The 14,553-nt window shown below is 47.5% G+C and carries 16 protein-coding genes; 4 read left to right on the top strand and 12 right to left on the bottom strand.

Features of this window, described 5'->3' with window-relative positions; genetic code table 11:
• Positions 1–271 precede the first annotated feature (271 nt).
• Positions 272–715 (bottom strand): Dps family protein, encoded by a 444-nt coding sequence (locus tag ABN764_RS28125; RefSeq protein ID WP_021259033.1) that lies wholly within the window; start codon positions 713–715, stop codon positions 272–274.
• A gap of 342 nt (positions 716–1,057) precedes the next feature.
• Positions 1,058–1,360: a YunC family protein gene (locus ABN764_RS28130; RefSeq protein ID WP_021254153.1), complete on the bottom strand. Its 303-nt coding sequence runs from the start codon at positions 1,358–1,360 to the stop codon at positions 1,058–1,060.
• Positions 1,361–1,537: 177 nt separating this feature from the next.
• Between ABN764_RS28130 and ABN764_RS28135 the strand changes: the two genes are divergently transcribed.
• On the top strand, positions 1,538–2,164 hold the full coding sequence (locus ABN764_RS28135; protein ID WP_174808199.1) for a hypothetical protein: 627 nt from the start codon (positions 1,538–1,540) through the stop codon (positions 2,162–2,164).
• Positions 2,165–2,252: 88 nt separating this feature from the next.
• Here ABN764_RS28135 and ABN764_RS28140 read toward each other — a convergent pair whose 3' ends face one another.
• From ABN764_RS28140 to map, 6 genes are all read right to left on the bottom strand, one after another.
• Complete coding sequence (locus ABN764_RS28140; RefSeq protein WP_446673763.1) at positions 2,253–4,226, bottom strand: putative bifunctional diguanylate cyclase/phosphodiesterase; 1,974 nt, start codon at positions 4,224–4,226, stop codon at positions 2,253–2,255.
• Positions 4,227–4,265: 39 nt separating this feature from the next.
• Positions 4,266–4,634 carry a DUF423 domain-containing protein gene (locus ABN764_RS28145; protein WP_021254156.1) on the bottom strand — a complete coding sequence of 123 codons (369 nt, stop codon included), beginning with the start codon at positions 4,632–4,634 and terminating at the stop codon, positions 4,266–4,268.
• 128 nt (positions 4,635–4,762) lie between these two features.
• On the bottom strand, positions 4,763–5,188 hold the full coding sequence (locus ABN764_RS28150; protein WP_446673764.1) for a nitrous oxide-stimulated promoter family protein: 426 nt from the start codon (positions 5,186–5,188) through the stop codon (positions 4,763–4,765).
• A gap of 372 nt (positions 5,189–5,560) precedes the next feature.
• Positions 5,561–5,944: an ArsR/SmtB family transcription factor gene (locus tag ABN764_RS28155; protein ID WP_028532372.1), complete on the bottom strand. Its 384-nt coding sequence runs from the start codon at positions 5,942–5,944 to the stop codon at positions 5,561–5,563.
• Between the two features lies 1 nt (position 5,945).
• Complete coding sequence (locus ABN764_RS28160; protein ID WP_021259039.1) at positions 5,946–6,371, bottom strand: SRPBCC family protein; 426 nt, start codon at positions 6,369–6,371, stop codon at positions 5,946–5,948.
• A 262-nt stretch (positions 6,372–6,633) separates the two neighbouring features.
• On the bottom strand, positions 6,634–7,377 hold the full coding sequence (map, locus tag ABN764_RS28165; RefSeq protein WP_174808200.1) for a type I methionyl aminopeptidase: 744 nt from the start codon (positions 7,375–7,377) through the stop codon (positions 6,634–6,636).
• 428 nt (positions 7,378–7,805) lie between these two features.
• Between map and yhbH the strand changes: the two genes are divergently transcribed.
• The 3 genes from yhbH to ABN764_RS28180 all read left to right on the top strand — a co-directional run bounded on the left by yhbH (position 7,806) and on the right by ABN764_RS28180 (position 10,902).
• Complete coding sequence (gene yhbH / locus ABN764_RS28170) at positions 7,806–8,957, top strand: sporulation protein YhbH (protein WP_044353890.1); 1,152 nt, start codon at positions 7,806–7,808, stop codon at positions 8,955–8,957.
• Positions 8,954–10,402, top strand: a complete 1,449-nt coding sequence (locus ABN764_RS28175; protein WP_446673765.1) for a SpoVR family protein — start codon at positions 8,954–8,956, stop codon at positions 10,400–10,402. The genes yhbH and ABN764_RS28175 overlap by 4 nt, the downstream gene beginning before the upstream one ends.
• A 194-nt stretch (positions 10,403–10,596) precedes the next feature.
• On the top strand, positions 10,597–10,902 hold the full coding sequence (locus tag ABN764_RS28180) for a hypothetical protein (protein WP_446673766.1): 306 nt from the start codon (positions 10,597–10,599) through the stop codon (positions 10,900–10,902).
• On the opposite strand, the gene ABN764_RS28185 is transcribed toward ABN764_RS28180, so the two are convergent.
• The 4 genes from ABN764_RS28185 to argH all read right to left on the bottom strand — a co-directional run bounded on the left by ABN764_RS28185 (position 10,885) and on the right by argH (position 14,553).
• Complete coding sequence (locus ABN764_RS28185; protein WP_446673767.1) at positions 10,885–11,187, bottom strand: GmrSD restriction endonuclease domain-containing protein; 303 nt, start codon at positions 11,185–11,187, stop codon at positions 10,885–10,887. The two genes, ABN764_RS28180 and ABN764_RS28185, sit on opposite strands and share 18 nt — an antisense overlap.
• An 84-nt stretch (positions 11,188–11,271) precedes the next feature.
• Complete coding sequence (locus ABN764_RS28190; protein WP_446673768.1) at positions 11,272–12,021, bottom strand: PIG-L deacetylase family protein; 750 nt, start codon at positions 12,019–12,021, stop codon at positions 11,272–11,274.
• Between the two features lie 31 nt (positions 12,022–12,052).
• Positions 12,053–13,045 (bottom strand): N-acetylglucosamine kinase, encoded by a 993-nt coding sequence (locus tag ABN764_RS28195; RefSeq protein WP_446673769.1) that lies wholly within the window; start codon positions 13,043–13,045, stop codon positions 12,053–12,055.
• Positions 13,045–14,553: an argininosuccinate lyase gene (gene argH / locus ABN764_RS28200; protein ID WP_446673770.1), complete on the bottom strand. Its 1,509-nt coding sequence runs from the start codon at positions 14,551–14,553 to the stop codon at positions 13,045–13,047. Before argH ends, ABN764_RS28195 begins: the two co-directional genes overlap by 1 nt.

Genomic DNA, 14,553 nt, shown 5'->3' on the forward strand with positions numbered 1-14,553 from the left:
ATAAGATTTATCACATTATAATCATTATAAAATGATTATCATTGATTCTCAATATAATTTTAAAACAATCATTTGTATAAATCAACCAGCGCCCTGTCCTCTCTCTTTATACCTCTTGCATAACAGCCCCCTATTTCTATAGAAAAGCGCCCTATTAGCTAGAGCATCATCGTTTTACCAATTTATATATAATTTCAGTAAAAAGCGCACCCTTTTCAGGATGCGCTTATATGATTTTCACTTACGTATCGACATTTGTATCCGCCATTCCTTATGCAAGGAATGCATTCAACATCCATACATGCTTCTCTAGGTCAGATTGAATGCCGATGAACAAGTCATTTGTAGGCTCGTCCCCAGCAGCTTGCGCTGCTTCTTGTGCTTCGCCGCATTCTGCAATCAATTGATTGAAGTCTTTAACAAGCTGCTTCACCATTTCTTCTGCTGTTTCGCTGCCTGTCGCTTCTTGCAATGTTGTATGCTCCAAATACTGCTTCACAGTAGCATATGGTCTGCCCCCAATTGTGAGCAGGCGTTCCGCAACATCATCCATTTTCGCTGTGATTTCATTATAGAACTCTTCGAACTTCTCATGCAGCGTGAAGAACAGAGGACCTTTTACATACCAATGGTAGTTATGAAGCTTCACATACAATACGTTCAAGTTCGCTACTTGCTGATTCAACAGAGATTGAAGTTTTTCGTTATTTGCCATGATCAAAACGCCTCCTAATTGATATCAATTTCTTATTAAGAATAATTCTAAATTAATATTAACTATTTTTCAAGTCTTTCTTGTACAAATGTTGATTGCCAATCTTTTCTACCCTATTTCTCATCGATTCCTTGCAACTTTATTCTGCTGGCCTACTATATATATGTACCCGTGTCCACGTGAAATGAATCATCGCAACACGGCGTCCCATAAGGACTAGAGGTCATAAGTGTAACGCAAGCTGCTTCAAATCAGCTATGACGCTTGATACATAAAACATCGGAATACTTCAATATTATGCGTCCCCTGCGCATTGATCATACAGCTGAATTTAGAAGTGCCTTAGAACATGAGGTTCAAAGCATCGCTGCCCTTCATGCCAACTGTAATACCGAGACGCTCAGCTTCGTGAGTGATGGATTCAAGCGGAGCTTCAAGCAACTGCTCCAGTGTCCGTACCCCGACTGCGCGTCCTGCGATGATCCCTCGATCATGCAGCTTCGTATTGAGCAGCCCTACATCAAGCGCACCGCACATAATATAGCCTTTATCGGTTGAGATCGATAGAAGTGTCGTTTTGGGCAGCAGCACTTCAACGCCTAGCACGGTTCTCTCACCAATTTCCATGGGTATCAACCGTATCACTTTGAATGCCTCCTTCTGACTTACAGGATGGTATCATCTTATGCATTCGCCATCTTTTTGGCGCGTATGAGCCTGCAAAATGATATTTAGTTCTAAAGAACTATATTTGTCGGAATTTATACCGTATTATAATGTATTTATCTAGGCAAAATGTCCAGGTTGGAGGAATTACTGACAATGCTTTATCCTACTTCATCTCAACAATCCGTCTTCAAGTTCAATGTTGACATCCTTGTACAAGGCGAATCCAACGTGGCTGCGCTAGAAGCTTTGCTGCAATTGCTGCATCAACACCCCGACGTACTGGACGCACGCGTTCAATCCGGTAATGAGCTCGGTTCCTTGTTGGAGCTTGCCGAAGCCATGCAGCATCGCAATATCAAGCAGTCACCGTTTGGCAAGCCGGCAGTTCGCGCAGCCCATTCAAGCTCCGCAGCTGCTGATCATCGTGTGGATAATTCCTCACCGAGAACAAATAACAAGCGGGGTGCGGCCGCACAATCACCAGAATCAATGGCAACTATGAACAAGCCAGCACGCACCGCAGCTGCCGAATATACGGAGCCAAGCCAACAGCAATCCAATGATGCCCGGCTTCAAGATGTCGAGAATCAGCTCCGAAGCTACATCGAACAGAATCGTTTATTACGTTTGCGGATTAACAAAGGAAAAGGGATCACATTGAATCTCCCCTGCCGTATCCTCAATTATGACGCCTCAAATCAGCTGCTGAACGTATACCATGTTGATGAGAAGCAAGTGTACGCATTCAACCTGAATGAGATCGAAGATATGCAGCCCTAAACTCAATAACAAATGAACAAACAACAACAGCCGCAATGAAGTCAGATCAGTCGACTCCTATTGCGGCTGTTGCATATCTGTTATTCACTTATGTACGAAGCATTGCATCGCTTCCTGATTGCAGCGAATATCTGCGGAACAGAGATTCGAACCCACTGCGTGGCAGCGGAGGGCTGAAGTAATAGCCCTGTATATTGTCACATTGATTATTTTGCAAGAAGACAAGCTGTTCCTTCGTCTCTACACCTTCTGCAATAACTTGCATATTCATATTGTGCCCGAGTGCAATAATTGCCGATACGATGGCAGCATCATTCGGATCTTGCTGCAAATCACGCACAAAGGAGCGATCAATCTTGAGGCGGTGTATCGGAAAGTTCTTCAAATAATGCAGTGAGCTGTAACCCGTTCCAAAATCATCAATACTAATCGCTACGCCCATATCTTTCAACTTGCGCAAGGTCTGTGACGCACGCGATACTTCCATCGTCATGCTCTCCGTAATTTCCAGGTCAAGGTATTGCGGTTCCAGCCCTGTTCGCTGCAGTACCTCCTGTACCGTCTCCGTCAAATTGTTCATTTCGAACTGCCTTACTGACAAATTAACGGATACCGGTATACGTTCAAGGCCTTTATCTTGCCACTGCTTATTCTGTCTGCAGGCTTCTTCCATAATCCATGTCCCGAGGGCTACAATGAAGCCATTCTCTTCAGCCAAGGAGATAAATTCTCCTGGCGGAATGAGACCTCGCTCCGGATGGTTCCAGCGCACAAGTGCCTCCATCCCGACAATCCGGCAGGTTGACATATCTACCTGCGGCTGGTAATAGAGCTCGAATTCCCCTCTTGTCAGCGCCTTGCGCATATCATGCTCCAGTGTAATACGCTCAAGCGGACGATCGTTCATCTCTGGAACGAAGAATAGATATCCGTTCTTCCCCAGTTCCTTCACCCGAGACAAAGCGTAGTCTGCCTGCTGAACGGCCAGACCTGCATCATGAATGCGCATATCTTCATGAATAAGCTTCACGCCTATGCTCATCGTCACATGAACGGGGATATCGTTCAATTCGAACGGCTCCTCGAACACCGACAACAGTTGGCGTACACGCTCCTTCACTTCCTCCTCTGATCCTGCGTTCGTCATGAAGCAGATGAATTCATCCCCCTCCATGCGAGCAATGACATCATTCTCAGTCATCGAGCGCAGCAGTCTGTCGGCAATCTGCATGAGGAGCATATCGCCGAAATCAGTACCAAATGTATCGTTAATGCGCTTAAACCGATCAAGATCCATGTACAGCACCGCAATAGAAAACGAGGCATGAGCAGCCATCTCTAGCGCTTCTTCCAGCCGTTGCATGAACATTCGACGATTCGGTAAGCCGGTCATATCATCATAATAGGCCATGTAGCGAATCCGTTCTTCCATATATCGATTTGGACTCGCGTCTCGAAGACTTACTGAGAAAATGGCTTCCTCTTCTGGGCAATAAGTCAGTCCCGGAAGCTGCGTCATTCGAATGAGCCAATCTTGCGGGAAGCCATCCTTCGAGCATCCGACCAATTCCAGCTCGATCTCGCCCCCACTTGTTACTTGATCCATGGCCTGAATCAGCTTCGAGCAAGCTTGTTCCTCCATCCATTGTCCGATAGTGATGAGCGAGCCATCGAACCCGGTTACCTCTTGGAAAGCTGGGTTCATGCCGACAACCTTGCCATCGTGACGGACAAACAGCATAGGAACAGGCAGGTGATCGTAATAAGACTTCCATGTTGGCTGAACAGAGACAGCTGGGGGCTCAATCGTACTAATCGGATTATGTGCTATTCCAAACCGTTGATAGTGTGAGGATCTAATCTTAGCAGCTGCAGCATATCCAAGCATCGCTGTAAGCAGAATCAGCACCCACAATCGCGCCAATCCCTCCAACTGCAGCACAGCCCACCCTGTACATACGATTGCCGTAATTAAAGAGACAGCCATTACATATAAAGCATATCGAATTGAGCGATCCCGCTTCTGCAATTGCCGTTCATTCTGTACCTTACGGTCACTCACTAAGTATCTTCCTTCCAGCGTTGGAGTCAGTACGAACACTCATCGACGAGCAGCAAGAGCAAGCATCAACCAACCAGCGATGAATGCCACTCCTCCAATCGGTGTAATCGCTCCTAACATTTTAATTCCTGTGAAGCACAGCAGATACAAGCTGCCAGAGAACACAATAATACCGATCCATATCAGCCGAGCTGACAATGCGACCTTCTTCTGATCCGCCAATTTATCCGCCAATATCGCAATAAGAAGCAATCCAAGCGCGTGCGCCATATGGTATTGAACAGCTGTTTCAAAAGTAGCCATCCGCTCAGGTGTCAACAACCCCTTCATGACATGCGCTCCGAATGCACCGAGAGCGACGGATAACAGCATATTTATACTTCCTATAATCGTATAGCGTCGCAACATGATGTTCGCTCCTTCAAGCCACATTTCGGCAATTTTTAACTATATTTGATACGATTATATATTATCTGAATTATTGCTGTTTTTCCACTAACAAATATGATCTTATAGGGCATTCTGAGGTAGGAGATTTATTTACCACCTTCAGGGGCGCGAAGGTTATCCCATACATGACGGAATGCAACAATCGGATGCTTAACCAGCATTCTAGGGCCTACTTCCCGCATGACGAGTTTGATGGCAGCACGCTTGTCTTGCTTATAGCAATGAACCGCACACCGTTCGCATGTCGTCTTGCGCTCTCCGAAGCGGCAATAGGTAAGACGCTTCCAAGCATAGGCAAGCAATTCAGCGCAGCTAGGGCATAATCCGTACTGCTCTGAACGGTTCTCGGAATGTGGATTCAGCTCCAGTGTATGATGATGATGACAATATATGCGAAGCATGAGCAGAACAGTCCGTTTTTCTCGTGTGATTCTTGGCCCTTCCTGCTTATGGTTCTCTTTACGGCGCGAAGGTGATGGCAGCATTTCACCTTGCCCCTGTTTTGTTTCCATCTCAATCAACCTCATCATTAGGATTTTTCATCTAACTAATGATGTAATCATATCGAGAAGCAGGAATGCCGGATATGACTTTGATAACAGAACATCCTGCACAGTACCCACATCCACAAGATAACGATCCATGTAAATGAATCGCTCCCATTGGGACAAAAATAAGTGCACACCACCCCTCAAAGTCATACATTGTATATATCGGTTATTTTCAAATTTTTGTTAGAAAAAGTCTATTTTAGATTGTCAACAAAAAAATAACCGCAGCATCCTGCTCGCTACTTAGCAGGTCACTGCGGTTGATGATGTTCTTTCCTTCATGCAGAAATTACTCGTAAGGAATATCCTGCATTAGCGATCTAACCAATAGTATTATTCCTCACTGCTGTCTGATCGCTCCTGTATTCCGACATTACCTTCAGAGCGACCTGAATCACCTGAGCTTTCCACATAATGCTGGAGCATAGACAGCTTGTTATCCCAATAACGATCATAATAGGCTAGCCAACGCTTCAATTCCAGCAACGGATCCGGATCCAGCCGGTATCTAACCTCTCTGCCAATTTTCCGATCCTTAACGAGTCCCGCTTCGGCCAGAATACGCAAATGCTTGGATACGGCAGTCCGGCTCATCGGGAAATGTCCGCTAATCACCGTGACAGGAAGTTCCTGATCTGCGAGCAGCTGCAGCAGCTTGCGGCGTGTAGGATCAGCAATCGCTTGGAACACATCATGCTTCGGTGCAGATGACCCCATCTTACGCCTCGATGATGGAACGAAGCTTCTGAACCAATCCGTCCCAGCCATTGTTCATGCGCTCGCGTACAACTGTATGCGTCTCGCCGAACTCCGTAATCCCCTCCGGATCCCATCCAGAATGAATGAGCGTAAATTCCGTCTTCCCATCAACTTCAGCCAAGGCAAATGTCAATGTCCAATCCTTCCCCCAGCGGAATGACAAGCGGTTCGGAGGATCGAGTTCTGTAACCTTGCATGGCGAGTTGCCAAAGGGGCCCGCATTCAGGTGAAATTCGTAGCCAAGCTCAGGCTGGAAATCATTCGGCATGAACCAGGCTGCAATGCCTTCCGAAGTAGCTACCGCATCCCATACCTTCTGGATCGGGGCTTGCAATGTAATTGTTTTTTGAATATCGAGAGATGATTGAGAAGCATGATTTGTCATAGATGTTATTCCTCCAACTATTCGATATCTGTCAGCATGTGCTAACGAGATCGACATTATTACGAAACCATTTGGTTTCATGTTAGTGTTCATTATATGACACCTATTGGTTTCATGTCAAACACGCCTTCCTTGTCCTGCTCCCCCTTTTCTTGAAAAAACACGGATTGTATCACAGTCAGGATCTACTCAACGAGTAAAAAAATACGATCCAGAACTATCGTCCTCTTACCGGACGAAAGTCTAGACCGTTCTGATGCTTCTATGCAACTGTGATAATGATCGGATCTTGCTTCGTAATAATAATCGTATGCTCGAATTGCGCAGCTACACTGCCATCAGGCGTACTTAATGTCCAGCCGTCTGCCTGCTTCACCGCATAGTCCGCGCCTGTAGACAGGAATGGCTCGATCGTAATAACCATGCCTTCCTTCAGGATTCTTGTATCGAGTCGATTGTAAATCGGCAGAATACTTGGCTCTTCATGCACAGCTCTCCCCACACCATGAGAGCACAAGTTTTGAATTACGGTATATCCGCCTTGATCAGCAGCTTCCTCGAACATTTTCCCAATCGTGTTCAGCTTTACTCCATGCTTCAATGAAGAGATGACCTTCATCATCGTATCATGCGTATATTGACACAGTTCCGTAATTTCCGTGCTGTGAGGAGCAAGTTGGAACGACTGGCCCGAATCCGCAACATAGCCGTTCTTTTCCGCGCATACATCTACATTAATTAAATCACCAGGCTGCAGTACTTTCTTGCCTGGAATCCCATGGGCGACCTCTGTATTCACACTGATGCAAGAATGCCCAGGGAATTTAAAAGCCTTCATCGGTGCGGATACAGCACCATGACGCTTCAGCACTTCCCCACCGATCTCATCCAGTTGCTTTGTCGTCATGCCCGCACGTGCATTCTTCTTCATCTCTTGGATGGTCAATGCTACAATCCTTCCAATCTCCTTCAGTCCTTCTACGTCTTCCTTGGAGCCTGCTGTCATCGCATGCACCTCCCTTTCTACTTCCTCAAGTTACTCATGAAATAAGAATTAAGTACCTTGTATTGTATCACATCCTGCTTGCCAGACCTCAAACCTAAATGAATGAGCCGATCCTCAATCTGCTTCCTCAGTTCAATGAGCGCGTGCATCTCTCGTTTCATTATCCCAGCAACCCGTGAATATAGTGATCATAACAAGCAGCAAAGGTCATTAGAGGTTGTTCAAAAAGTCCGCTTTTGATCACGAAGCAAATCATGAAGTGGACTCGGCATCGAATCTTGAATTCAGCCGGACCTTCCGGTGCTCATGTACCCAAAACGTACGCTCCGCTCCTCAGGCCCTAGCTTCATCCAACTTTCTCGGTGCTGAAAACCGGCCATTTTGAACACGAACTATTAGTTAATACGTCCAACAGGAGGTGTCAGCCATTGAACGAACGGACGTTCATTGTGTCCCGCGAGGACTGGTCGCTCCATCGCAAAGGCTATCAAGATCAAGCACGCCATCAGCAGAGGGTGCGTGAAGCGATAAAGCAGAATCTGCCCGATCTCGTTACTGAAGAGAACATTATTATGTCAGATGGCAAACAAATCATTAAAGTCCCTATTCGCAGTCTGGACGAATTCCGATTCGTCTATAACTTCAATAAGAAGAAGCACGTCGGTCAGGGAGACGGAGACAGTCAGGTTGGGGATGTGCTCGGCACGGACGGCTCACAAGGTCAAGGCAAAGGCAAGCAGGCTGGTGATCAAGCCGGTGCCGACATCATTGAAGCGGAGATCAGTATCGAAGATCTCGAAAACCTGCTGTTCGATGAATTGGAGCTGCCCAACTTGCAGCAGAAGGATAAGGAGGAAGTCGAGGTTACCGACATTCGATTCAATGACATTCGCAAGAAGGGCATCATGTCCAACATTGACAAGAAGCGGACGATCCTCGAAAATTTGCGGCGCAACGCGCTCACTGGCAAGCCTGGCATTCATCACATTAGTCCTGACGATCTGCGGTACAAGACGTGGGAGGAAATTATTAAGCCTCAATCAAGCGCCGTTATTATTGCGATGATGGACACCTCGGGATCGATGGGCAGCTTCGAGAAATATTGTGCGCGCAGCTTCTTCTTCTGGATGACACGCTTCTTGCGCAAGCAGTATGAGAAAGTCGAACTGGTATTCATCGCTCACCATACTGAGGCAAAGGAAGTAACCGAGGATGAATTCTTTACACGCGGAGAAAGCGGCGGCACGATCTGTTCATCCGCTTATGTGAAGGCGCTTGAGATTATCGATACACGCTATCCACCATCCAGCTACAATATTTATCCGTTTCACTTCTCAGACGGTGACAACTTGACAAGCGATAATGATCGCTGTGTGAAGCTGATTGGCCAAATATTAAAGAAAGCCAACATGTTCGGATACGGTGAGGTAAACCAATACAACCGCAGCAGCACCCTAATGTCGGCTTACCGCAATATCCAGCTGCCCAACTTTATGCACTACGTCATTAAGGAAAAGGGAGAGGTGTACCGGGCACTGAAGCACTTTTTCAAAAAACAGCCGGGAGGTAGCCGTACATGAGTGCAAATAACATGCAGGAGCTGGAGTATGCCATCGACGAAATTACCGAAATCGCCGAAGGCTTCGGGCTCGATTTCTATCCGATGCGCTATGAAATCTGCCCGGCCGACATCATATATACCTTTGGAGCATACGGTATGCCCACACGTTTCAGCCACTGGAGCTTCGGCAAGACTTTTCACAAGATGAAAATGCAATACGACTTCGGGTTAAGCAAAATCTACGAGCTCGTCATTAATTCCAATCCGTGCTACGCCTTCCTGCTGGAAGGCAATTCACTTATCCAAAACAAGCTGATCGTAGCGCATGTGCTTGCCCACTGTGACTTCTTCAAAAATAACGCCCGGTTCTCAGCCACGAACCGCAATATGGTAGACAGCATGTCCGTCACGGCTGAACGTGTCAATCAATATGAAATGGAGTATGGTACCCAGGCGGTCGAGAGCTTCATCGACGCGGTACTCGGCATTCAGGAGCATATCGATCCAAATGTCATCAAGCCGCGCAATCTGGATAAGGAACGCTATATGGAGGCGAAGTTGCGCGAGCTGCGAGAGGCACAGCCAAGCGAGCCTGGACGGTACGATGACCTGTGGGAATTAGATAGACGAAGCCAAGCCTCCAAGTCATCCAAGTTCAGCCTGCATGACATGTCAAATCGCCCCTTCCCTCCGGAGCCGGAGAAGGATATCATCTGGTTCATACAACAATTCTCGTCTGTGCTTGAGGATTGGCAGCGCGATATTATGTCCATGCTGCGCGATGAGATGCTCTACTTCTGGCCGCAGATCGAGACGAAGATTATGAACGAGGGCTGGGCTTCCTATTGGCATCAGCGGATTATACGAGAGCTGGATCTAACTAGCGAAGAAACAGTCGAGTATGCAAAGCTGAACAGCTCTGTCGTACAGCCATCGCGTCATAGCTTGAACCCTTATTACCTTGGCATCAAACTGTTCGAGGATATTGAGAAGCGCTGGGATGAGCCAACGAAGGAAGAGCAAGAGCGGTATGGACGTCAACCTGGTCAGGGCCGGGCCAAAATATTTGAAGTGCGCGAACTGGAATCGGATCAGTCATTCCTTCGCAATTATTTGACGAAGAAGCTGACCGAGGAGCTGGATCTATACATCTTCGAGAAGAAGGGGCCGGAGTGGAAAATTACCGACAAGTCGTGGCAGAACATCCGCGATCAGCTCGTCTATTCGCGCGTCAACGGCGGCTTCCCCTACATTACAGTTGAGGATGGCGATTACCAGCGCTCTGGCGAGCTCTATCTCGTACACCAATATGAAGCCGTGGAGCTGGATTTGAAATACGTCGAACGTACCCTGCCTTATGTATATACCCTGTGGGGCAAGCCGGTTCACGTCGAGACGACCGTCGATGACAAGCAGGTTCTGTTCACCTACGATGGCAAGAAGGTATCACGGAAGTTTATTTAGAAGTTGAAAATGGTCTGTAAGACAAAGAAGCTGGCCCTCCTTCTTCAAGGGAGCCAGCTTCTTTATTAAATCGAATAGAGTCACTACCATTCCTCCATTGGTAACGTTTAAGAAAACTACCTCTTCATAAAAAGCTGTTCCATACTGGATTCCATACCATTGTGGTAAAATGGAAATTAAGGCAGGTGATTAATATGTCCATCTCCAAAGATACTTTGGATCAAAGCTTAAAACATAAATCTGTCGTTGAACTTGAAGATCTTGTACATTTCATCGAAGACCATTTCGGATACCAAGTAACATTAAGAAAAAAAATGGACACGGTCTCACTTTCAAAAGAACAAAAAGAAAAACTGACATCCGTTATCTTCAAAGATCCACATGTTCTTTATCAACTCAAACAAGCCAACGACGATCGTCAGAAAGGAATCTCCACTTACAGTGACAGCGAAGAAGAATTTGCTCAATTGTTAGATGAGGTTTCACATGACAAAACCTAAATATTGTGTGATGTGGACAAGGGACAAGCTACGCCCGAGTCGCGCTAGCTCGCATGAAGCCGTACAAAGTTGATCCCATGAACGTCTAATCTCGAATTCTTCATTCCGCTCTTCAATTACCTTCGCAAATGCTCTCATCAATATCGTTAGGGTAGTCAATCGCTGTTGTCCATCTATAACAAGTAGCTGAGGTATGGAGGAGATTTGATATATTCCTTTATCTACATATACAACTGAGCCAATACGCTCGACATGTAAAATCGAATATTTGGATAATGAAACCAAAAAAACTGGCTTTCTCGTAACGAGGGCACCAGTTTTTTAGATTCTTTAACAATATTTATGTTCATTGAACTATTAAATAGATATTCACATCAAATCCAGCATCGGCAGATCATCCAGCGGCAGTGCCGTCTTCTTCTGTCTAGGCTGACCGTTCTCGCGAACTAACGTATAAAATTCATAATTGCAAATGACGGAATAGTCATCCTCCATAACGCCTGGATAGGCGCGGTTTACGGAGTAAATCTGGCTGCGATACGCCTGCAGCGCCTTCCCCTTATGCTGGCGATAATCGCTAATATCAATCCGTGCTGAAATGGGGCACTTGTCCTTCGGACCCGAATCCTTGCAGTAATCGTAATAATGCGGGATTGACGTATAATAGAGCGATGGCTGCTTATCCACTGGGTAATGCGCCTCCGCCAGTTCCGCTGCCATAAGCGTCGCTGCGGATATCGCGATATGGTCGGGATGTCCTGTGACTCCATCAGGCGGGAAGGTCACGATTGCGTCCGGCCGCAGCTCCACAATCGTCGAAGCGATACGCTCCGCCAACTTCCTCGGCTCTATCTCCTGCAGTCCGCCATCAGGATAACGATACAGCGTAATATCGGCTACACCCAAAATCGAGCAGGCACTGCGCATCTCCTGTTCTCTAAACCGGGCAAGTTCTTCGCGGGAAGAAAAATGGAATTCGCCGGATTTCCCCTTGCATCCCGATGTGGCGCATGCCAAATATACCTCATGACCTGTACTGCTAAGCTTGGCAATCGTCCCACCCGCTGCGAAGGTCTCATCGTCGGGATGGGCGAAAACGAATAGCCATCTTTTCTTCATGTTCCTTCAGCCCCTTGCTGTTCAAATCTTCCTATGTTCGGGCAAGCATCTTTTTCTGCAAATAGGCAACACCCATAGAAGCTACGCCGTCAATAGGCTCCTTGCATGCTTCATGAAAGGATACCTTTGGTGCATATGCTTCTATCTTATGCATAAGGCGATTGCGAACGTGTCCCTCATGTCGCAGAACACCACCCTGTAGAATCATTGTAAACGGAGTATCCACCAAGGACAAGTGGTTCATGACTGCTGCTGCACCATGAAATAATTCATCACCTGCCGCTACGAGAATTCGTGACGCTTCCCGATTGCCGGCAATGGCAGCACGGGTTACAACTTCAGCCAGTCCACTTACCCTATCAACGGAATACTCTTCGCCGTACGTCCAATTATACAGTTCTTCTTCATTGCTCAATCCAAGATGAAGCAGAATCCATTCCCCGAGTCTCGTTCGTTCTTCTCTGCCATCATACCCCTTCATGATTGCTCGTAATGCTTCCTTGCCGATCCAGTACCCGCTCCCCTCGTCTCCGATCCGATGGCCCCAGCCCCCAGCTCTTGCGGTCAGTCCGTAAGCATTCATTCCGAATATTATGGAGCCTGTCCCGGCAATCACCAACAACCCTGGCTGCCCTCCTGTCGCTCCGAGCAAGGCAGAATAGCCATCATTTTCCACAATGACATGTTCTGCCTCAATACGCAGCAGCTTCAATACCTCGTGTACAAGACCCGTGATGATATGACGGTCATGCTCCGTATCTAATCCAGCAAGTGCAAATACGGCACATTCGATTGCAATTGCCTCATAAGTCACACTACACTCCTGCTTGCGGCAGTAGTCACGCAGCGCCGCTTCAATCCCTTGAGACAGCGCTCGTACAACTTCATCCACACCGACTCCCTGATAGTTCGAAGATCCTCCCTTTCCCTCCCCAAGCGTAGTTCCTTTACTATCGAGCAGCCTAACGAGACATTTCGTACCTCCACCATCAACCGCAAGCAGAGGAATGCTGTAGGTTCCCATCAACACCCGCTCCACTCTGTTATGACTTGATCCAGATGCTTCATTGCTGCCTGTATGCTGCCTTCCGCTTGTCCCAGCCAGCTCGCAAATCCGCTGTGATCCTTCATGCGCACTTCGATCATGCGGCTGATCTCCTTCGGACTCGGCCCGCCCGGCAAGGAACGAATCTCGACGAAATGCACCGGGTCTAGCGCTTCACGCAGCGTCTGCTCTGTGAGCGATGTAACCCTACCAATATGTTGACGGGCGCTCTCATTGACAATAGACAGTGTGATCTCATTGGCCGCCAACCCTTGCGCCAAGGAATGCTTCACGACATCGCTGACAATATGATGAGCCTTGCGGAAGGATAAGCCATCGACTCGAACGAGTGTATCCGCAAGCTCCGTTACAGTTGCGAAGCTGCCCTGCGTCCGTTCACGCAGCATCTCTTTGTTCACGTCCATTGTACCGATGACCGCAGCGAACAAGCGGTACATTTTATCCATAATCGCAAGACTTCTCCACGCATAAGGCTGCATATCATCTTCCGTATCGACAATGTCTCCGAACGGCGTATTATGTATCATCGACAGCACCGTATTCGTATTGCCTACGCAGCTTGACAATAGTGCCCGCATATGCTCGAACGACACGGGATTGCGCTTCTGCGGCATGATAGAGCTAATCTGTACATAAGGTGCAGCTACCTTAAGCGCGCCGAACTCTTGTGTGCACCACAGCAGCATATCTTGAACGACACGACCCAGATTGATCGCCGCGAGCTGGATAGCTGTCGCCACTTCGCCCAAGTAGTCAGCTCCACCGATTGCATCATAGGAGTTATCGATAAGCTCGTCGAATGCGAGCAGCTCCATCATCTGCTCCCTGCTAACCGCGAAGCCTGATGTTGTGAGCGCCGCAGCCCCCATGCTGCTCCGGTTGCAGTTCTTATAGGCCGCAATCATTCGCCGAATATCGCGGTTAAGCGAATCGACGACAGCCATGAAGTAATGCGCGAGTGTCGTTGGCTGCGCCTGCTGCGTATGTGTATAGCCGATCATAAGCGTATCCTGATGCTCTTTCGCGAACAGAAGCAGCTGTTCATTAAGCTGGAGTGCCGAAGATAACGTGACGATCAGCTTCTCCCGCAGCACCATTCGATAGATTGCAATCCCCATATCATTGCGGCTGCGAGCCAAATGCAGGTTGCCAGCGATATCGCCGGCATGCTCTAGCAGCTGATGCTCCACCTGAAAGAACAAATCTTCAAACTGACCGGTATAGTTTGCTTGCTTAAGCGCTTCAAGGTCAAGAGAACGGATGGCTTGTGCAATGGTTTCCGCTTGCTCATGCGTAATAAGCTCCTGCTTCTCCAGCATGATTAGATGTGCCTTATTGATTGCCATCATCGGGCTAAGCAGATGCGCCTTCGCTTCATTAAATGCAGGCTCAAGCACAACCTCCGTATAGGTCTTGCCGGGGAAAGTAGTTCCTTCCGTTTCCATCCATTTCTCACGATATCCCAT

It is taken from the genome of Paenibacillus wuxiensis (genome assembly GCF_040195695.1).
Lineage (GTDB): Bacteria > Bacillota > Bacilli > Paenibacillales > Paenibacillaceae > Paenibacillus_B > Paenibacillus_B suaedae.